This is a genomic window from Azospirillum sp. HJ39 (assembly GCF_041507355.1).
Taxonomy (GTDB): Bacteria; Pseudomonadota; Alphaproteobacteria; order Azospirillales; family Azospirillaceae; genus Azospirillum; species Azospirillum thiophilum.
Map to the genome: position 1 here is coordinate 1379287 of NZ_CP167911.1, position 20054 is coordinate 1399340.

The following is a 20054-nucleotide window of genomic DNA, read 5'->3' on the forward strand; positions in this document are numbered from 1 at the left end:
GGGGGGTCGCCATCGGCGGCCCCCTTTTCCGTATGCGCCGCCCGCGCTACCCTGGCCCGACCTCATTTCCTGCCGGGCCAGTCATGACCAACAGCCAAGACACCAACAGCCAAGCCACCATCGGCCAAGCCACCATCGGCTACGACGATTTCGCCAAGGTCGATATCCGTGTCGGCACCGTCCGCGCCGTGGAGGCCTTCCCGCAGGCGCGCAAGCCGGCCTACAAGCTGACCATCGATTTCGGCGGCGAGATCGGCACCCGGCGCAGCTCGGCCCAGATCACCACCCATTATGCAGCCGAGGCGCTGGTCGGCCGGCAGGTTCTGGCCGTGGTGAATTTCCCGCCCAAGCGGATCGGTCCCTTCACCAGCGAGGTGCTGTGCCTCGGCCTGCCCGATGCGGAGGGCGCGGTGGTGCTGGCCGGTCCCGACCAACCCGTGCCGGACGGCGCGCGGCTGTTCTGACCGGGCAACAAAAATACCCTCGGGGATCGAAGCAGTTCCGTCCATGCATCGCGACAAGCGGTCGCATGTTTTGCGTGTATTTTAAATGAATACATTCTAACCGGGATGGCATAGTGCGGCGCGAACTGGATTTCGGCTCTGCAACATGCTTTCCCGGTGGATGGTTTCGATGAACGCTCTGCACGGCTTTGTCGGTCGGCTTTCGATTTCAACGAAAGTCACTGTGTTGAATCTTGTCGGCATGCTCGTCCTCAGCACCGCGATCCTGTTCGCCATCGGGCAGGTCATCGTCCGCGACCTGGAACGGCAGGCGATCGAGATGCAGCGCCTCAGCATGGACATCGCGTGGTCGTCGCTGCAGGAGCGCGGCGGCCGCTTCGCCGTCGCCGACGGCAAGCTGACGCTGGACGGCGTCGCGATGAACGACAACACCGCCATGGTCGACCGGATCAAGCGCATCACCGGCGGCACCGCCACCCTGTTCCTGGGCGACCGCCGCATCGCCACCAACGTCATGAACGCCGACGGCAGCCGCGCCGTCGGCACCACGCTGGCCGAGGGGCCGGCCTACGAGTCGGTGCTGCGCCGCGGCACCTCCTTCCGCGGCATGGTCGACATCCTGGGCGAGCCCTATTACGCCGCCTACGATCCTATCAAGGATGCCGGGGGTGCTACGGTCGGCATCCTCTATGTCGGCATCCGCAAGGCGGAGGTGTTCAAGACCTACGACGACAGCATGCGCTTCGCCACCATGCTGGTGGTGCTCTGCGCGCTGGTGCTGGCGGTGCCGGGCTATGTCGCCTCGAGGCGGCTGCTGCGGCCGCTTGGGCAGCTCAGCGGGGTGATGACGGCCCTGTCCTCCGGCGACCTGTCCGCCGCGGTGGCCGGGACCGGGCGGCTGGACGAGATCGGCGCGATGTCGCGCTCCGTCCTGGTCTTCCGCGACGGCATGGCCGAGGCGGAGCGGCTGCGCGCCGAGCAGGAGCACCAGCGCATCCAGGGCGAGGCGATGAAGCGCCGGGCCTTGCAGTCGATGGCCGACACGGTGGAGCAGGAGAGCCGCGGCGCGGTGGAGCGGGTCGCCGCCCGCACCCAGGAGATGGACCGCAATGCCGGCGCCATGGCGCAATCGGCGGCGCTGGTCGGGGCCAACGCCCAGAATGTCGCCGCCGCCGCGGCCCAGGCGCTGAGCAACGCCCAGGCGGTCGCGTCGGCCGCCGAGCAGCTGTCGGCCTCGATCGAGGAGATCGGCTTCCAGGTCGGCCATGCCGCCGGCGTCACCCGGTCCGCCGTCGCTGCCAGCAACCGGACCGAATCCACCATCGAATCGCTGTCGTCGGCGGTCGGCCGCATCGGCGACGTCGCCGAACTGATCCAGGGCATCGCCGCGCAGACCAACCTGCTGGCGCTCAACGCCACCATCGAGGCGGCGCGGGCGGGGGAGGCTGGGAAGGGCTTCGCCGTCGTCGCCAACGAGGTGAAGACCCTCGCCAACCAGACATCGAGCTCGACCGGCGAGATCTCGCGCCTGATCGCCGAGATCCAGGCGGTCACCGCCCGCAGCGTGGCGGAGGTGCGCGAGATCGGCCGGACCATCGGCGAGATCGACGCCATCTCCGGCACGGTGGCGGCTGCGGTGGAACAGCAGGCGGCGGCGACCCAGGAGATTTCGCGCAACGTCGGCCAGACCGCCGGTGCCGCGACCGACGTGTCGACCCGCATCGACGAGGTGTCGCGCGAGGCCGCCGTCACCGGGCAGCGCGCCGACCAGCTGCGCGGCGGCGCGTCGGACGTCACCCACAGCATCGACGAACTGATGCATGTGCTGGTGCGCGCGGTGCGCACGGCGACCGAGGATGTCGACCGCCGCCACCTGCCGCGCTATCGCGTCGAGGCCCCTTGCACGGTCGAAGCGCCGGACGGCGGGAAGGAGGGGCGGCTGTCCGTCCGCCTGCTCGACATTTCCCGCCACGGCGCGGCCCTGGCCGGGGCCGATGCCGTCGGGATGCGCGGAACGCTGCTGTTCGACGGCCTGGGCGTGGCCCTGCCGTTCGAGGCGTTCACCCGCGAGGAGGGGGTGGTGCGCGTGCGGTTCCGGCTGGCCGAGATCGACCGTCCGGCCTTCGACGCCCGCTTCGACCGCTTCGAGGAGGCGATGGCGGGGCGCCGGATCGCGGCCTGACGGGGGCGGCGCGTCCCGGGGAGCGTCAGGCCCCGGCGCGGCGTGTGGTGGCGGCGTGGATGTGCGGGGGCGTCACCCCGCCATGGGCCTGTTCCAGCGCGCCCTGCTGGCGGGCGGCGAAGACTCCGGCTTCCGTGCGGTTGCGGAAATGCAGCTTGGACAGCACGCTGCGCACCATCGACTTGATGACCGCTTCAGACAGGTCCAGCGCGTTGGCGATGGTCCGGTTGTTCATGCCCTCGCCCAGCAGGCGCAGGGTTTCGAATTCCGGATCGGACAGGCGCGGCAGCAGGGTCAGCCGGATCTCGTCCACGCCCAGGCGGGACAGGAACTGCTTGGGCATCAGGCAATGCCCCTCCAGCCCGAGGTCCAGCAGCTCGTTGATGCGGTCGACGTTCAGGTCCTCGAAGACCCAGGCGTCGGCGAAGGCCAGGATGTGGGCCGCGTCCAGCAGCTCGCGCGACGACAGCACCACGACGATGCGGGACCGGCGCGACAGCCGCAGATAGACCATCGGCTCGTTCTCGCGGAGCGCGGTGAACTGCTGCAGGCCGATCAGGATCGCATCGGGCGTCAGCGCGCTCTGGGTCAGCTCCCCGATGTCGTGGAGGACCGTCACGCGGTGGCGGCCTCCACGGTCGAGCTGCTGCACCACGGTCTCGGTGAGCGCGTTGTTGTCGAGGATCAGGCAGACATGCATGGGGGTCACCGCGTTGCGGGTCTGGTGAGATGCTTTCTCATGGGCGTACTCATGGTGTGTGTGCATGGGTCAGCTCTGTCTGGAGGAGGCATCCACGGCCGGCCCAAGTGGGGGCGTCGCCGCCTGCGTCAAGGGGTTGAGAAGGAAACCGGCCGGTCGGCCCAGGCACGTCTTGGAAGAATCGGTAAGGGCATCGAAGTATTTCCGGTCGAATTGACATTCCGCGGTGGAAATCCCGCCGGGCGACGGTTCGGGGCGGAAGTCCTGGTCGCACCGCGTGATTTAGAAATGAACGGTGCTCCGCGTAAATCAGGCGAAGGATGATCAGCCAAGATCGCTTGTCGTCTCCTTGTTGGTCGCCCCAGGTTTCGAAACGGTAACACTTATGGAATGATGTGTGCTGGCCGGGTCACAGGGGAATGCGCGTTGGTACAGGCATCCTTCAGGGCTATCCGTTCGGTTCGGCCGCCGGTTTTTCCTCCTCGCTTGCACGGTCGATTCGGGATTATCGGGGTTGCTGCCACACGAACGGCGCAAAGATGGCAAGGTTCCAAGAACTTCCCCGTCGCTATTGGAGATAAGGGCGCCCTTTCCGAATGATCCGGATGGGCGGGACCGATAACTCCATTCGCGCCTGCAACACACCCTATGACTTTCGGCGGAGTCAATGCTTGTGCGTCCCATGACCTATGGGCCGCGCGCGGATGTATCGTCCTCGAATGACCTATGGCCCTTGTCCGGATACAGGGGCTCTTCCGATCGTGGTATCAGGTACCCAACACAGCGAATACCGGTCAACAACGGCAGACGGCCTTCGGGCGGAGCCGGTGGAAGACCGGACAGCCGATCGGCCATCGGGCCGATCGACCATCGGGCAAAGCGACCATCGAGCCGAAGAATGCGGTGTGTGGGGCGATCCGGGTGCCGTGGGGGCGCTTCGGGCGACATCGACAGGAGCCCTGCAAAGGGCCGGCGAGCGAGGATGACGGGTACCATGAAGATTCTGATCGGGGACGACCATCTGCTGTTCCGGGAAGGCCTGCGGCGGTTGCTCGAGCAGTTGCAGGGCGAGGCGAGCTTCGTCGAGGCAGGCACCTTCGACGAGGTGCTGAACCGGTGCCGCGCCGGCGTCACCTTCGACATCATCCTGATGGACCTCCATATGCCGAACTGGCCGGGCTTCGACGGCCTGCGCGAGATCCAGGCCCTGCAGCCGGGCGTGCCGGTCGTGGTCGTTTCCGCGTCCGAGGCGCTGGGCGACATCCGCGGCGCGCTCGACCATGGCGCGACCGGCTACATCCCGAAATCCAGCAGCGTGAAGGTGATGATGGGCGCCCTGAACCTCGTGTTCTCGGGCGGCATCTATCTGCCGCCGGGCGCACTGACCGCCAGCATGGACGCCGCGCCGCGCCGCCGCTCAATCGAGATCGCCGACCGCAATGCCGGCTACGGGCTGACCCAGCGTCAGCGCGAGGTGCTGGAATGCCTGCGGCTGGGCAAGTCGAACAAGCAGATCGCCTACGAGCTGGGCCTGTCGGAAGGCACGGTGAAGATCCATGTCACCGCGATCTTCAAGTCGCTGGGCGTCAAGAACCGGACCCAGGCGGTCATCGCCGCCGCCGCCATGTCGGCCTGAGCGGGTCGACCTGAGATCCGGCACGGACAAGCAACGGGCCGCGGGGATGTCCTCCCCGCGGCCCGTTTTCGTCTGCGCATGCCGGAAAGTCGGTCGGCGGGGGGGCCGGCCGTGCCCTCGCTCTTGACCCGGCGGGTAGGCCGATGCTATCCGCCCCTCTTGATCTCGTGGAATCGTCCGTCCGGTCCGCCGGCCGGCGCGGTTCCGCCTGACCCGCGCCGCCATCCGGGCCGTGCGCGACGCCGCCACCGCAGGGATGCCACCGCAGCGCCATGAGCGATATTTTCCGCGAAGTCGACGAGGATCTGCGCCGGGACCGCGCGGAGCATCTGTTCAAGAAATATGGCGGCGCCATGATCGCCGCCGCCGTCCTGGTCGTGGCCGGAACCGGCGGCTACAGCTTCTGGCGCCATTTGCAGGCGCAGAAGAAGGAGGAACAGACCGCGGCGCTGGTCACCGCCATCGCGCAGAGCGCCCAGGGGCCGGAGAAGGGCGTCGAGGCGCTGGCCGCCTTCGCCGGATCGGCCGACCCCAGCCTCGCCGCCATCGCCCAGTTCAACGCCGCCGCGCTGATGATCCGGCAGGGCAAGCCGGCCGACGCGGCCGCCGTCTATGACGGCATCGCCGGCAACGCGTCCGTCTCCGCCCAGTACCGCGACCTCGCCACCCTGATGGCGGTGATGCAGCGGGCCGAGGACGGCGACGCCGCGCAGCTGACCGCCCGGCTGCAGCCGCTGACCGCCGACGCCAGCCCCTGGCGCTTCAGCGCGCGCGAGCTGACCGCGATGCTGGCCGCGCGTGCCGGCGACACCGAAAAGGCCCGCACGCTCTACAGGCAGCTTGCGGACGACCAGCAGGCGCCGTCCGGCGTGCGCAGCCGCGCCGCCGATCTCGCCTCCCTCTACGGCAAGGGCTGACCCAACGCCATGACGACCGATAAGGCGAAAGCCACCATGCCGGCGGGCGGCAAGACCCGCAATCGGCCCCGCACCCTCCGCCGCACCGCGCTGCTGTCGGCCTCGCTGCTCGCCGTCCTGCTCGGCGGCTGCGACACCGTGGACAGCTGGTTCGGCAAGACGGCGGAACCGCCGCTGCCGGGCAAGCGCCTCGCCATCCTCCAGCGTGAGCGCAAGGTCGAGCCGGACGCCCAGCTGGCGGGCGTCGCCGTCACCGTGCCGGCACAGACCGTCAATGCCGCCTGGTCGCAGCCGGGCGGCACCACCGACCATGCGCTGGGCAACCTCGCTTTGTCGGCCAACCCGTCCGACGCCTGGCGTGCCGACATCGGCTCGGGCTCCAGCAGCTCGCGGGCTCTGCTCGGCACCCCGGTGATCGCCGACGGGCGCATCTTCGCGATGGACGCCGACTCGCACGTCTCGGCCCTGAACGAGCGCAGCGGGCAGTCGTTGTGGCGGGTCGACACCCGGCCGGAGAACGAACGCGGCGGCGCCACCGGCGGCGGCGTCGCCTATGCCGACGGACGGCTCTATGCCGCCACCGGCTTCGCCGAGGTGCTGGCGATGGAACCCGCCACCGGCAAGGTGCTGTGGCGCAAGCGGATCGCCGGGCCGGTGCGCGGCGCCCCGACCGTCGCGGGCGGGCGGGTGCTGGTCGTCACGCTGGACAACCAGCTGCTGGCGCTGTCGACCGACGACGGCGCCGTCCAATGGTCGCACCAGGGCATCCTGGAGAGTGCCGGCCTGCTCGGCGCCGCCAGCCCGGCGGCGACCGGCACGCTGGTCGTCGCCCCCTATTCGTCGGGCGAGCTGTTCGGCCTGCGTCCGGAGAACGGTCGCGTCGCCTGGCAGGACAGCCTTGCGGCAATTCGCCGCACCGGCGCGCTCAGCGCCCTCGCCGACATCCGCGGGCTGCCGGTGATCGACCGCGGCGCCGTCTATGCCATCGGGCATTCCGGCCGCATGGTCGCCATCGACGAGCGCATCGGCAACCGCATCTGGGAGACCGAGATCGGCGGCGTCAACACGCCCTGGCTGGCCGGCGACTTCCTGTTCACCGTCACCAACGACCAGGAGGTCGTCGCGGTCGCCCGCCAGACCGGCCGGATCCGCTGGGTGGCGCCGCTCGCCCGCTACAAGGATCCCGAGGACAGGACCGGCGCCATCGTCTGGTCCGGCCCGGTTCTGGCCGGCAACCGGCTGTGGGTGGCGGGCTCCAACGGCCAGCTGCTCGGCCTGTCGCCGTCGGATGGCCGGGTGGAGGTGACGCGCTCGCTTCCCGCCGGCTCCTACTTGTCGCCGGTCGTCGCCAACAACACTCTTTATGTGCTTTGCGACAACGGAACGCTCGCTGCGTTCCGCTGATCGCGGATTTCCTCCGTCTGTTGTGAAAGGCCTTTGGCCCCATGTCGTTCACCGTGGTCCTCGTCGGTCGGCCGAATGTCGGCAAATCGACCCTCTTCAACCGTCTGGCCGGCAAGAAGCTGGCCCTGGTGGACGATACGCCGGGCGTCACCCGTGACTGGCGCTCGGCCCCGGCCCATGTCGGCGGCCTGTCCTTCACCGTCGTCGACACCGCCGGGCTGGAGGACGTGACCGACGACAGCCTGGAGGCGCGGATGCGCCGCCAGACCGAGCAGGCGCTGGCCCGCGCCGACGTCGCGCTGTTCATCATCGACGCGCGCGCCGGCATCACGCCGCTCGACCGCCATTTCGCCAACCTGCTGCGCCGGGGCAAGACCCCGGTCCTGCTGGTCGCCAACAAGACCGAGGGCAAGGCCGGCCAGCCAGGCATGTTCGAGGCCTACGAGCTGGGGCTGGGCGACCCGATCCCGCTGTCGGCCGAGCATGGCGAGGGCATGGCCGATCTGGTCGAGGCGCTGCTGCCCTATGCCCCGCCCGACGACGATGCGGTGGAGGAGCGGGCCGACGACGGCTTCGATCCCAGCATCCCGATCGGCGACCAGCCGGAGCCGGAGGAGGACCGCAGCAAGCCGATCCAGATCGCCATCGTCGGCCGTCCGAACGTCGGCAAGTCGACGCTGCTGAACGGCCTGCTCGGCGAGGAGCGTGTGCTGACCGGCCCCGAGGCCGGCATGACCCGCGACGCCATCGCCGTCGACTGGGAGTGGCGCGACCGCCGCTTCAAGCTGGTCGACACCGCCGGCATGCGCCGCCGCGCCCGCGTCGACGAGAAGGTCGAGAAGCTGGCGGTCGCCGACAGCCTGCGCGTCATCCGCATGGCCAATGTCGTGATCCTGGTGGTCGATGCCGGCGCGATCCTCGACAAGCAGGACCTGACCATCGCCCGGCTGGTGATCTCCGAGGGCCGCGCCCTGGTGATCGCCATCAACAAGTGGGACACGGTGGACGACCGGGCGATGGCGCTGCGCCAGGTCGAGGACAAGCTCGAATCGACGCTCGGCTACATCAAGGGCGTGAAGGTCGTCACCATCTCGGCGCTGAAGGGCCACAAGCTCGACACGCTGCTGGACGGGGTGCTGGAGACCTACACCATCTGGAACCGCCGCATTCCGACCTCCCAGCTGAACCGCTGGATGGAGGGGGTGCTGGAGCATCATCCGCCGCCCCTGGTCGAGGGCCGCCGGGTGAAGATCCGCTATGTGACCCAGGTGAAATCGCGCCCGCCGACCTTCGCGCTGTTCGTGAACAAGCCGCTGGACCTGCCGGAGAGCTACCAGCGCTATCTGACCACGCATCTGCGCGACAGCTTCGAGATGCCGGGCGTGCCGGTGCGCCTGCTGCTGCGCAAGGGCAAGAACCCCTACGCCGACGAGTGAGCGGGCAGGGGAGCGCGCACTGCCGGCCCCCTCCCTCCCACGCTGGCGCGTGGGCCCCTCCCTCCCCCGCCTTCGGCAGGAGAGGGTAAGCTTGCAATCCGGCGGCAGTCCCCTCTCCCTCGAAGAGGGGGAGGGTTAGGGAGGGGGCATCCACGCCCCCGGCTCCCAGCCCTCCGGCGCCATGGTGAAGCCGGCGAACTCGAAGGCCGGCGCCACGGTGCAGCTCACCAGCGACCAGCCGCCCGGCTCCTCCGCCAAACTGCGCGCCGCCTGCCATGCCCCGACCGGCACCACCGCCTGCGGCCTCTCGCCGCCCTCGATGTCAAGCCCGAGCCGGTGCCGCTGCACCGCGCCGCCATCCTCATACACGGACAGCTCCAGCGGCGCTCCGCCGTGCCACAGCCAGATCTCGACGGCATCCACCCGGTGCCAGTGCGACCGCTCTCCTGCCCGCAGCAGGAAATAGATCGCCGTCACCGCGCCCCGGCCGCCCTCCGCCGGCGCCCGGTAGGTCTCGGCATAGCAGCCGCCCTCGGGGTGCGGCTGCAACCCAAGCAGCTCGATCAGCCGTTCGGCGGGCAAGGGGGTGTCAGGCATCATCGGTGTCGCTCGCGAGGGTGACTGGATCGAAGGACACCTGCGTATCCTCGTAGATGGTTGCCAGCGGCAAGGCGATTTCCAGCGCCGGGATGGTCAGGACGCCCTCGCGGCCCGAAACCAGCCGGTGGGTCCAGCCGTCGCCGGAGCGGTGAAAGCTCTCGACCACGGCGACGCGCTGATGGACCAGCACATACTGGTCGAGCGAGGGCAGGGTGCGGTAGGCCGCGCTCTTGGTGGTGTGGTCGTAGCTCGACGTGCTGTCGGACAGCACCTCGACGATGACCGTCGGCCGGGTCGCCAGGCGGTCGCGGTCGTCCAGCGGCGTGCAGGTGACGAAGACGTCCGGGTAGAACACCGACTCGTCGGCCAGGATCCGCATCGTCTCCTGGAACACGCGGCAGGGCGAACCGCGCAGCTCCGCCCGCAGGGCGGCATAGAGGTTGCCGGCAATCTGGTTGTGGGCCACCGTGCCGCCGACCATGGCGACGATCTCGCCATGGACGAACTCATGACGGGTGTCCTGCCGCTCCTCCCAGGCAAGGAACTCGGTCAGGCTCATGTGGCGATGCTTGCGCAGGGCCATGCCGGCACTCCCGGTCGGTGAAGGCTCGCCCTTCCTTCTACACTGACCGCGTCCGCGCCGCCATGCCCAGCCCCTCGCGCAGCTCCGGCACCAGCATGGCGCCCAGCATCGCGATCACCGGCAGCAGGGCGAAGTCGCCGTTGGCGGCGGCGTCGATCAGCGCGCGGGTGCTGTGCAGCTCGATCCGCATCTCCTCCAGGTCGCCGCTGTCGGGCTCCGCCACCTTGCGGGCGCCGCGCGCGTGGAACATGTGGCAGGTGCTGCCGCGGAAATTGGCGCCGACCACGAAGCCGCCCAGCGCCGTCCAGTCGTCGGCGGCATAGCCGGTCTCCTCCAGCAGCTCGCGCTTGGCGGCGGCCAGCGGTTCCTCGCCGGGCTCGATGGCGCCGGCCGGGAAGGTCAGGCTGACGCGGCGCGGGCCGTGCTTGTAGCTGCGCAGCATCACCACCTGGCCGTCCGCCGTCTCGACGAACATCAGGGCGTAATCGGGCTGGTCGAGCTGGTAGAAGCTGTCGACGGTGCGGCCGTCCGGCAACTGCACCGTCTCCGCCCGCACCTTCAGGTAGGGGCTGGCATCCAGCAGCTCGCGGCTGTCCAGCACCGCCCAGGGCTTCAGCTCGTCGCTCATGTGGCGGCTCCGTAGGGCGGCTGCGTGTAGCCGGCGGGAGAGAGGGTGAAGATCTCGCAGCCCTCCTCGGTGATGCCGATCTGATGCTCGAACTGGGCCGACAGCGAGCGGTCGCGGGTGACCGTGGTCCAGCCGTCGGACAGGATCTTCACCTCGGCCCGGCCGGCGTTGATCATCGGCTCCACCGTGAAGACCATGCCGGGGCGCAGCTCCACGCCGGTGCCGGGCTTGCCGAAATGGTCGACATGCGGCGCGTCGTGGAACACCTGCCCGATGCCGTGCCCGCCGAAATCGCGCACGACGGAGCAGCGCGCCGCCTCGGCCATGGTCTGGATGGCGTGGCCGATGTCGCCCAGATGGTTGCCGGGCTTGGCCTGGGCGATGCCGGCCATCATGCAGCGATATGTCAGGTCGACCAGCTTGCGCGCCTTCACCCCGACCTTCTCGCCGACGAAATACATCCGGCTGCTGTCGCCGTACCAGCCGTCGAGGATGACGGTGACGTCGATGTTGACGATGTCGCCGTCCACCAGCTTCTTGTCGTCGCTGGGGATGCCGTGGTTGACGACATGGTTGGGCGAGATGCAGCTGCAGGCCGGATAGCCCTGATAGCCGAGCGTCGCCGGAATGCCGCCGCGGTCGCGCTGGAACGCCTCGATCAGCTTGTCGAGCCGGCCGGTGCTGACGCCCGGCACCACGAAGGGCGCGATGTAATCCAGCGTCTCGGCTGCCAGCCGGCAGGCCTTGCGCAGCGCCTCGAACCCTTCCGGACCGTGCAATACGATCCGCCGGCCGTCCTTTTCCATCAAACCCTCATCCGTCACGAAATCCGCTTTCCAATCTCTTTTCCCCCTTCTCCCCCCCGGGGAGAGGGACGGGATGAGGGGGAGGCATGGCGTGGATTCTCGGTGAAGGGCCGCCACGCTCCCCCCTCACCCTAACCCTCTCCCCGGGGGGAGAGTGGACTCTTCCTCTCAACGTCCGTCCGATCTGCGGCCGGCCCAGCAAGCTATCACGCCGCGGGTCTGAAAAAAGCCCCTGCATGGCCAACCTGCAAGCATAGGATTCGCCGGGCCGGCTTGCTATATGTGGTCCGCCTTATCCCCATCGGACTACCAGACCTTTGGCGAAGCCCACCACCCGATATGTCTGCCAGGCCTGCGGCGCCTCCTTCCCCAAATGGGCGGGAAAGTGCGACGCCTGCGGCGAATGGAACAGCCTGGTCGAGGAGGCGGCGCCCGACGCCGCGCCCAAGGGGCTGGGATCCGCCCGCGGCCGGCGCATCGAGTTCGTCGGCCTGCATGGTTCCAGCGAGGCGCCGCCGCGGCGGATGACCGGCATCGCCGAGTTCGACCGGGTGTGCGGCGGCGGGCTGGTCCCAGGATCCGCCATCCTGATCGGCGGCGATCCCGGCATCGGCAAATCCACCCTGCTGCTCCAGGCGATGGCCCGGCTGGCGCAGGACCACCGCTGCGCCTACGTCTCGGGCGAGGAGGCGGTGGATCAGGTGCGGCTGCGCGCCCAGCGGCTGGGCTGCGCCTCCGCCCCGGTCGATCTGGCCTCGGCGACCAGCGTGCGCGACATCGTCGCCTCGCTCGACGATGCCAAGGGTCCGGAGATCATCGTCATCGATTCGATCCAGACCATGTACATGGACAATCTGGACAGCGCCCCCGGCACCGTCGCCCAGGTCCGCGCCAGCGCGCAGGAGCTGATCCGCATCGCCAAGCGGCGCGGCGTCGTGTTGCTGCTCGTCGGCCATGTCACCAAGGAGGGGATGATCGCCGGCCCCCGCGTGCTGGAGCACATGGTCGACACGGTGCTCTATTTCGAGGGCGAGCGCGGCCACCAGTTCCGCATCCTGCGCGCGGTGAAGAACCGCTTCGGCCCGACCGACGAGATCGGCGTGTTCGAGATGGGCGACGCCGGGCTGGGCGAGGTCGCCAACCCGTCGGCGCTGTTCCTGGCGGAGCGGCGCGGCGACGTCTCGGGCGCCGCCGTCTTCGCCGGGATGGAGGGCACCCGCCCCGTCCTGGTCGAGGTGCAGGCGCTGGTCGCCCCGTCGCCGCTCGGCACGCCGCGCCGCGCCGTGGTCGGCTGGGATTCGGCGAGGCTGGCCATGGTGCTGGCGGTGCTGGAGGCGCGCTGCGGCGTGCAGATCGGCGCCAACGACGTCTATCTCAACGTGGCCGGCGGCTTGCGCATCACCGAGCCGGCGGCCGACCTCGCGGTCGCCGCGGCGCTGGTGTCGTCGCTGACCGGGGAGCCGGTGCCGGCCGACGCCGTGGTGTTCGGCGAGATCGGCCTGTCGGGCGAGGTCCGCGCCGTCGGCCAGAGCGACACCCGCCTGAAGGAGGCGGCCAAGCTGGGATTCTCCTCGGCGATCTTCCCGGCCGGGCGGACCGGCCGCAAGGGCGGCCGCGGCGACAACGGCCTCAAGACGGTTGAGCTCCAGCAGCTCGCCGAACTGATGCCGCTGTTCCAAGGGGCGAATGGCGGGGCAGGGGGCGGCGGCAGGACGCCCGCGCGCCGGTCCCAGGACGACAACGACCCGCGCCGCCGGCGCGACGAAGATTCGCGCCGCTGGCGCGATGACGAATACATCTGACGCACACTCGAACGGCGCAAGGTTCATGGACACTCTTCCCGTCAATCCGGTCGACATCGTCGTCATCGCCGTGCTGCTGCTGGCGGCGCTTCTCGCCTTCAGCCGCGGCATGGTGGCCGAGGTCCTGTCGGTCGCCGCCTGGGCCGGCGCCGCGGTGGTCACGCTCTACGCGCTGCCCCATGTCCTTCCCTACGTGCAGATCTATATCCGGTTCGAGATGCTGGCCTATGCCGCCGCGTCGGTCGGCCTGTTCATCGTCGCGCTGATCCTGCTGTCGCTGCTCGGGCGGAGCCTGTCGCGCGGGGTGCAGTCCTCGTCGCTGTCGGCGCTGGACCGCACGCTCGGGTTCGTCTTCGGTCTGGTGAAGGGCGGGGTGCTGGTGTCGATCGCCTACCTGTTCTTCCTGTGGCTGGTGCCGAACCAGGCCGAACAGCCGGTGTGGCTGCAGCAGGCGAAGACCCGGCCCTTCCTGGCCGCCGGTGCGGAGATGCTCTATGGTGTCGTTCCCGATAATTTGCGCCGCGAAGGTCTCGGCCAGATGGACGTCGCGCGCGACCGCGCACGCCAGGCGATGGAGGCCAAGCAGGCGCTCGACCGGCTGTCGACGCCGGTGCCCAGCCCCGCGAAGACCGGGGGTGCGCAGCCTTCGGATACCGGCTATAAGGACCGCGACCGCGCCGACCTCGAAAGGCTGATGGAGAACAAAGCCCGCTGAGCGATCGGCGCGATCGACGTTTGTGGATCGCATTTTCCCGTTGCATGTGCTGACGCGCCCCCCGGCGCCTCCTTGGACGAAGGACTTCTGGTGATGCTGACGACGCATCCGTTCGACGACGACAAGCTGCGCGAGGAGTGCGGCGTGTTCGGCATCTACGGCAACCTGCAGGCGGGCGCGATCACGGCGCTGGGCCTGCATGCCCTGCAGCACCGCGGGCAGGAGGCGGCGGGCATCGTCAGCTTCGACGGCAGCCGGTTCCATCTCCAGCACACGCTGGGTCTGGTCGGCGACCATTTCAGCTCCGAGGCGATCATCGCCAAGCTGAAGGGCGCCAGCTCGATCGGCCATGTGCGCTACGCCACCACCGGCGACACCTCGATCCGCAACGTCCAGCCGCTCTATGCCGATTTCGAGTTCGGCGGCTTCGCGCTGGCCCACAACGGCAACCTGACCAACGCGCAGACGCTGCGCCGCCAGCTGGTCCGCCGCGGCTGCCTGTTCCAGTCCTCCACCGACACCGAGGTCATCGTCCACCTGATGGCCACCGCCCGCGGCGGCTCGCCGGTCGACCGGCTGATCGAGGCGGTGCGGCAGGTCGAGGGCGCCTTCTCGCTGGTGGCCCTGACCTCCAAGGAGGTCATCGGCGTGCGCGACGCGCTCGGCGTGCGTCCGCTGGTGCTGGGCCGGCTCGGCGACACCTATCTGCTGGCGAGCGAGACCTGCGCCTTCGACATCGTCGGCGCCGAATATGTCCGCGACGTCGAGCCGGGCGAGATGATCGTCATCGACGGCGACGGCGTGCACAGCCTGCGCCCGTTCCAGCCGCAGCAGCGCCGCCTGTGCATCTTCGAATACATCTATTTCGCCCGTCCCGACAGCGTGATGGAGGGCACCTCGGTCTATGAGGCCCGCCAGCGCATCGGCCGCGAACTGGCGCGCGAGGCCGGGGTTCCCGCCGACGTCATCGTGCCCGTCCCCGACAGCGGCGTGCCGGCGGCGCTCGGCTACGCCCAGGAAGCCGGCGTGCCCTTCGACCTCGGCATCATCCGCAACCATTATGTCGGCCGCACCTTCATCGAGCCGACCGACCAGATCCGCCATCTCGGCGTGAAGCTGAAGCACAACGCCAACCGCGCGATGATCGAGGGCAAGCGCGTCGTGCTGGTCGACGATTCGATCGTGCGCGGCACCACCTCGAAGAAGATCGTCGAGATGGTGCGTGCCGCCGGGGCCAAGGAGGTGCACATGCGCATCTCCAGCCCGCCGACCTCGCACCCCTGCTTCTACGGCATCGACACGCCGGAGCAGGGCAAGCTGCTGGCCCACCGCATGACGGTGGAGCAGATGCGCGACTTCATCCAGGCCGACAGCCTTGCCTTCATCTCGCTCGACGGGCTCTACCGCGCGATGGGAGAGGAGAAGCGCGACCCGGCCAATCTCGGCTATTGCGACGCCTGCTTCACCGGCGACTACCCGATCCCGCTGACCGACGCGCTGGAAAACCCACCGGTCGAGGCGAACGTCGCCGTCCGCGCCTGATTTAACACCCTCTCCCGCCCCGGGAGAGGGGAGGGGCCCAAGCGAAGCTTGGGAGGGGTGAGGGGCGATCCAAGGAGCAGGAAGCGCATATGAATCCTTGGATCACCCCTCACCCTCCCCACGCCTGACGGCGCGGGTCCCCTCCCTCTCCCGGGGCGGGAGAGGGCGTGTCCACGTCCAACGCCAGAGTCTCCGCCATGTCCCGTCTGTCCGGCCGCATCGCCCTCGTCACCGGCGCCTCGCGCGGCATCGGCGCCGCCGTCGCCAAGCGTTTCGCCGCCGAAGGCGCCCATCTGGTCCTGGTCGCCCGCACCGTCGGCGGGCTGGAGGAGACCGACGACACCATCCAGAAGCTGTCCGGCCAGTCGGCGACGCTGGTGCCGATGGATCTGCGCGACTATGACCGGATCGACCAGCTCGGCCATGCGCTGTACCAGCGCTTCGGCAAGCTCGACATCGTCGTCGGCAATGCCGGCGCGCTGGAGGCGCTGGGTCCGGTCGCCCAATACGATCCCAAGCTGTGGTCGCGGGTGATGGATCTGAACGTGACGGCGAACTACCGGCTGATCCGTTCGATGGACCCGCTGCTGCGGGCGTCGGGCACCGGCCGCGCCATCTTCGTCACCTCCGCCGCCGCCCGGGCGCCGCATCACTATTGGATGCCCTACGGCGCCAGCAAGGCGGCGCTGGAGATGATCGTCAAGACCTATGCGCTCGAGGTGTCGAGCTCTACCGTGCGGGTCAACCTGATCGACCCCGGCGTGGTGGCGACCAAGCTGCGCACCCAGGCCTTCCCCGGCGAGGATCCCACGAAGATCGCCCAGCCCGACGACGTGACCGAACGCTTCGTCGAGCTTGCCGAGGCCGCCTGCACCCTGCATGGGGAGTTGGTTCAGGCACAGTGAGGGGCGATGGCCGCCGGGTTCGCCGGCCGATCGCCGGCCGATCACCCGCCGATCACTCGATGGCCTTGAGGAAGGCCAGGATCACCGGGTCGATGTCCAGGAACGCCAGGGCCAGGCTGTTGGTGCTGTCATCGCGGCGGGCCACTTTTGCCTGTTGGCGATGACGCATCTCGACATTGGGGCAGGAGATCTCCACGCGCACCTGATCGCCGACGATGAGCGGAACCGCGGCGGGGCCGACATTGAGAAGCAGCCCGCGGGTCGACCAGTCGATCGTCCGATACTCCACATGGTTGATCGCCACGGTGAGGACCGGTTCGGTGTAGCGGATGGTGTTGCGCTTTTCGACGCCGTTGGGCGGCTGTGCCTGGGCCTGGCGTTTCCGCAGTTTTTGCCGGACGGGAGCCGGGGCGATCTCCATGGCCGCCACCGACGAAAGGCGCTTCTCCATCTCCTTGCGGAACTCTTTGCCCGAACCGCTCTTCACCGCCTTCGACAATGTCTCCCTGGCCTTGGCGACGAGGCGGTCGCGGGCGGCCCGGTCGCCCGACCTCGCCCCGTTTTCCGCTTCGCTCAGCAGCCGGTCGGTCGTCCGTTCGTGGCCTTGCCGCTGCAACTGCTTGGCCGCCTCCTGGAAGGCCGATTTGTGCGGGCGGGGGAAATCGGGGTTCTTGATGAGGTCGCCCAACAGTCCCGCTTCGATGTCGAACTGCTCGGGCCTGGAGGATTCGACGATCCGCTGCATTCTCTGCAGCAGCATTTCCGCCCGGCGGGTCAGTGCCTCTTGGATGTTCTCTCGCTGTACCATGATGTGCGGATCTCCGCCTGATTCGATCCGGGCGGGAGTTCCGAGCCCTGCCCACGGGTGGCCGGGATCGGACATCCTGCAAAACCGATGGGTGTGCGAATTCACCAGAAATAAAATTATCCTTAATAGGTTACGTCATTACCGGCCCGATTGGAACAAAATCATAGCCGCATGGTGATGCGCAGGATCTTCGGAGGTGCCCCGATGGTCGGAGTGGGGGGCTTACCGCCCCCGCATCAGCCCGCGCAGCCGGTACAGCTCCTCCAGCGCCTGCCGGGGCGTGAGGCTGTCCGGGTCGATCCCGGCCAGCGCCTCCTCCACCGGGGATGGTCCCGCGACCGCAACCGCCGCAGCCTCCGCCCTCGGCGCCGGCCGCTTCAGCGCCGCGCTGAACAGCGGCAGATCCTCGGCCAGCCGGTGGATGGTGGCGTTCTGGTCGCCCGATTCCAGCAGCTTCAGCACCTCGTCGGCCCGCCCGACCACCGCCGCCGGCAGCCCGGCCAGCTTGGCGACATGGATGCCGTAGCTGCGGTCGGCCGACCCCGCCGTCACCTCGTGCAGGAACACCACGTCGCCCTGCCATTCCTTGATCCGCATGGTGTGGCAGGACAGCGCCGGCAGCTTGGACGCCAGCATCGTCAGCTCGTGATAGTGCGTGGCGAACAGCGCGCGGCAGCGGTTGACGTCATGCAGATGCTCGACGCAGGCCCAGGCGATCGACAGCCCGTCGAAGGTCGCCGTTCCGCGGCCGATCTCGTCCAGGATCACCAATGCCCGCGCGCCGGACTGGTTCAGGATGGCCGCCGTCTCCACCATCTCCACCATGAAGGTGGAGCGGCCGCGGGCGAGGTCGTCGGCGGCGCCGACCCGGCTGTACAGCCGGTCGACCACGCCGATATGCGCCTGCTCGGCCGGGACGAAGCTGCCCATCTGCGCCAGCACGGCGATCAGCGCGTTCTGGCGCAGGAAGGTGGATTTGCCGGCCATGTTCGGGCCGGTCAGCAGCCATAGCCGGTTGTCCGACGCCAGGTCGCAGTCGTTGGCGACGAACGGCCCGCCATGGGCGGCGTCCAGCACCGCCTCCACCACCGGATGCCGCCCGCCCTTGATCGAGAAGGCGAGGCTGTCGTCCACCAGCGGCCGGCTGTAGCGCCGCTCCTCGGCCAGCTCGGCCAGCGAGGTGGCGACGTCCAGCGCCGCCAGCGCGTGGGCGGCCTGGGCGATGGCGTCGGCGCGGGCCGACACCGCCTCGACCAGCCCGCCGAACAGCTCCAGCTCCACCGCCAGCGCCCGGTCGGCCGCCTCGGAGATGCGGCGCTCCAGGTCGGACAGCTCGACCGTGCCGAAGCGCACCGCGTTCGCCATGGTCTGGCGGTGCATGAACACCTCGCGGCCCCGGTCCGACATCAGCTTGTCGGCATGGGCGGCGGTGACCTCGATGTGATAGCCCAGCACGTTGTTGTGCTTGATCTTCAGCGACGGCACCCCGGCGATCTCGGCGTATTTGCCCTGCAGCCCGGCGATCAGCCGCCGGCTCTCGTCGCGCAGCGTCACCAGCTCGTCCAGCGCATAGCTGTAGTCGCGGGCGATGAAGCCGCCGTCGCGGGCCAGCAGCGGCAGCTCGGGCGCCAGCGCCTGGGTCAGCTGGTCGACCAGCTCGGCATGGTCGCCCAGCCGCTTGTCGAGCGCCGCCAGCCCGTCCGGCAGCGGCCCGACGGTGCCGAGCAGCTGCCGGATCGCCGCCGCCTGCCTCAGCCCGTCGCGGATCGCCGCCAGGTCGCGCGGACCGCCGCGCCCCAGCGTCAGCCGCGACAGCGCCCGCTCCAGGTCGGGGCAGCCGCGCAGCGCCTGGCGCAGCTCGCCGCGCAGCCGCTCCTCGGCCAGCGCGAACGCGACCATGTCGAGCCGGCGGCCGATGGCCGCGGGATCGGTCAGCGGCGCTGCGAGATGGGCGCACAGCAGCCGGGCGCCGGCCCCCGTCACCGTGCGGTCGATGGTGGCGAGCAGGCTGCCGCGCCGCTCGCCGGTCAGGGTGCGGATCAGTTCCAGGTTGCGCCCGGTCGAGGCGTCGATCTCCATCACCGCGCCCGGCCCGACGCGGCGCGGCGGCGACAGCCGCGGCACCCGGCCCTTCTGCGTCAGTTCGACATAGCCGACCAGCGCACCGGCCGCCGCGACCTCGGCACGGGTGAAGCTGCCGAAGGCGTCGAGCGTGCCGACGCCATAGAGCGCCAGCAGCCGCTGCCGGCCGTTCTCGCTGTCGAATCGCGGGTTGGGCTGCACGGTCAGCCGCGCCTTCCACTCCCCCCACAGCTCGAACAGCTCCGGCGTCTGTGCCAGCTTCTCGGAGACCAGCACCTCCTGCGGGTCGAGCCGCCCGAGCGCCGCGCCCAGTGGCGTTCCTTGCCCGGCCCGCTCCACCGGCTGGATCACCAGCTCGCCGGTCGACATCTCCAGCCAGGCCAGCCCCAGCCCGCCCGCGGTCTCCGCCACCGCCGCCAGCCAGTTGGAGGAGCGGGCGTCGAGCAGGCTGTCCTCGGTCAGGGTTCCGGGGGTGACGATGCGGATGACGCCACGCTTCACCACCGACTTGGCGCCGCGCTTCTTCGCCTCGGCCGGGTCTTCCATCTGTTCGCAGATGGCGACGCGGAAGCCCTGGCGGATCAGGCGCTGCAGGTAATTCTCGTGCGAATGGACCGGGACGCCGCACATCGGAATGTCTTCGCCCAGATGCTGGCCGCGCTTGGTCAGCGCGATGTCGAGCGCCGCGGCGGCATTCACCGCGTCCTCGAAGAACATCTCGTAGAAATCGCCCATCCGGTAGAACAGCAGGCAGTCGGGATGCGCCCGCTTGATCTCCAGATACTGCGCCATCATCGGGGTGGCGTCGGCGGGGATGACGATGTCGGCTGCGTTTGACGAGGAA

At 69.3% G+C, this 20054-nt stretch carries 17 protein-coding genes; 10 read left to right on the forward strand and 7 right to left on the reverse strand.

Translation table 11 applies throughout. The features are described from left to right. Positions 1-83: 83 nt before the first annotated feature. Together ABMY26_RS19755 and ABMY26_RS19760 are read left to right on the forward strand one after the other, a co-directional pair. The gene (locus ABMY26_RS19755) at positions 84-464 is read left to right on the forward strand and encodes a tRNA-binding protein (RefSeq protein ID WP_372398875.1); all 381 of its coding nucleotides are present in this window, start codon (positions 84-86) and stop codon (positions 462-464) included. Between the two features lie 241 nt (positions 465-705). Continuing rightward, positions 706-2646 (forward strand): methyl-accepting chemotaxis protein, encoded by a 1941-nt coding sequence (locus tag ABMY26_RS19760; protein ID WP_372398876.1) that lies wholly within the window; start codon positions 706-708, stop codon positions 2644-2646. 25 nt (positions 2647-2671) lie between these two features. On the opposite strand, the gene ABMY26_RS19765 is transcribed toward ABMY26_RS19760, so the two are convergent. Next, positions 2672-3412, reverse strand: coding sequence for a response regulator transcription factor (locus ABMY26_RS19765; RefSeq protein ID WP_372398877.1), 741 nt, complete (start codon positions 3410-3412; stop codon positions 2672-2674). A gap of 928 nt (positions 3413-4340) precedes the next feature. Between ABMY26_RS19765 and ABMY26_RS19770 the strand changes: the two genes are divergently transcribed. The 4 genes from ABMY26_RS19770 (at position 4341) to der (ending at position 8739) form a co-directional block, all read left to right on the forward strand. After that, positions 4341-4982, forward strand: coding sequence for a LuxR C-terminal-related transcriptional regulator (locus tag ABMY26_RS19770; protein WP_372398878.1), 642 nt, complete (start codon positions 4341-4343; stop codon positions 4980-4982). Positions 4983-5254: 272 nt separating this feature from the next. Then, positions 5255-5899 carry a tetratricopeptide repeat protein gene (locus ABMY26_RS19775; RefSeq protein WP_372398879.1) on the forward strand — a complete coding sequence of 215 codons (645 nt, stop codon included), beginning with the start codon at positions 5255-5257 and terminating at the stop codon, positions 5897-5899. Positions 5900-5908: 9 nt separating this feature from the next. Continuing rightward, entirely contained in the window at positions 5909-7303 is a 1395-nt protein-coding gene (locus ABMY26_RS19780) for a PQQ-binding-like beta-propeller repeat protein (protein ID WP_372398880.1), read from the forward strand. A 41-nt stretch (positions 7304-7344) separates the two neighbouring features. Beyond that, positions 7345-8739 carry a ribosome biogenesis GTPase Der gene (der, locus tag ABMY26_RS19785; protein ID WP_045580264.1) on the forward strand — a complete coding sequence of 465 codons (1395 nt, stop codon included), beginning with the start codon at positions 7345-7347 and terminating at the stop codon, positions 8737-8739. Positions 8740-8874: 135 nt separating this feature from the next. Here der and ABMY26_RS19790 read toward each other — a convergent pair whose 3' ends face one another. The 4 genes from ABMY26_RS19790 to map are packed head-to-tail and all read right to left on the reverse strand — an operon-like array spanning position 8875 to position 11356. After that, positions 8875-9336: a cupin domain-containing protein gene (locus ABMY26_RS19790; protein ID WP_372399039.1), complete on the reverse strand. Its 462-nt coding sequence runs from the start codon at positions 9334-9336 to the stop codon at positions 8875-8877. Beyond that, positions 9329-9922 (reverse strand): Uma2 family endonuclease, encoded by a 594-nt coding sequence (locus ABMY26_RS19795; protein WP_372398881.1) that lies wholly within the window; start codon positions 9920-9922, stop codon positions 9329-9331. The genes ABMY26_RS19790 and ABMY26_RS19795 overlap by 8 nt, the downstream gene beginning before the upstream one ends. A 37-nt stretch (positions 9923-9959) precedes the next feature. Further along, positions 9960-10550: an NUDIX domain-containing protein gene (locus tag ABMY26_RS19800; RefSeq protein WP_372398882.1), complete on the reverse strand. Its 591-nt coding sequence runs from the start codon at positions 10548-10550 to the stop codon at positions 9960-9962. After that, complete coding sequence (gene map, locus ABMY26_RS19805) at positions 10547-11356, reverse strand: type I methionyl aminopeptidase (RefSeq protein WP_372398883.1); 810 nt, start codon at positions 11354-11356, stop codon at positions 10547-10549. The genes ABMY26_RS19800 and map overlap by 4 nt, the downstream gene beginning before the upstream one ends. A 317-nt stretch (positions 11357-11673) precedes the next feature. Here map and radA point away from each other — a divergent pair, with 317 nt between their 5' ends. The 4 genes from radA (at position 11674) to ABMY26_RS19825 (ending at position 16320) form a co-directional block, all read left to right on the forward strand. Continuing rightward, a complete protein-coding gene (gene radA, locus ABMY26_RS19810; protein WP_372398884.1) occupies positions 11674-13158 on the forward strand; it encodes a DNA repair protein RadA in 1485 nt (494 codons plus the stop codon). A 25-nt stretch (positions 13159-13183) separates the two neighbouring features. Then, positions 13184-13873: a CvpA family protein gene (locus ABMY26_RS19815; RefSeq protein ID WP_372398885.1), complete on the forward strand. Its 690-nt coding sequence runs from the start codon at positions 13184-13186 to the stop codon at positions 13871-13873. Positions 13874-13966: 93 nt separating this feature from the next. Further along, the gene (purF, locus tag ABMY26_RS19820; RefSeq protein WP_372398886.1) at positions 13967-15415 is read left to right on the forward strand and encodes an amidophosphoribosyltransferase; all 1449 of its coding nucleotides are present in this window, start codon (positions 13967-13969) and stop codon (positions 15413-15415) included. A 197-nt stretch (positions 15416-15612) separates the two neighbouring features. Next, positions 15613-16320, forward strand: coding sequence for an SDR family NAD(P)-dependent oxidoreductase (locus ABMY26_RS19825; protein ID WP_372398887.1), 708 nt, complete (start codon positions 15613-15615; stop codon positions 16318-16320). 52 nt (positions 16321-16372) lie between these two features. On the opposite strand, the gene ABMY26_RS19830 is transcribed toward ABMY26_RS19825, so the two are convergent. Together ABMY26_RS19830 and mutS are read right to left on the reverse strand one after the other, a co-directional pair. Further along, positions 16373-17203 carry a hypothetical protein gene (locus ABMY26_RS19830; protein ID WP_372398888.1) on the reverse strand — a complete coding sequence of 277 codons (831 nt, stop codon included), beginning with the start codon at positions 17201-17203 and terminating at the stop codon, positions 16373-16375. 147 nt (positions 17204-17350) lie between these two features. Continuing rightward, on the reverse strand, positions 17351-20005 hold the full coding sequence (mutS, locus tag ABMY26_RS19835) for a DNA mismatch repair protein MutS (protein ID WP_372399040.1): 2655 nt from the start codon (positions 20003-20005) through the stop codon (positions 17351-17353). Positions 20006-20054: the final 49 nt, after the last annotated feature.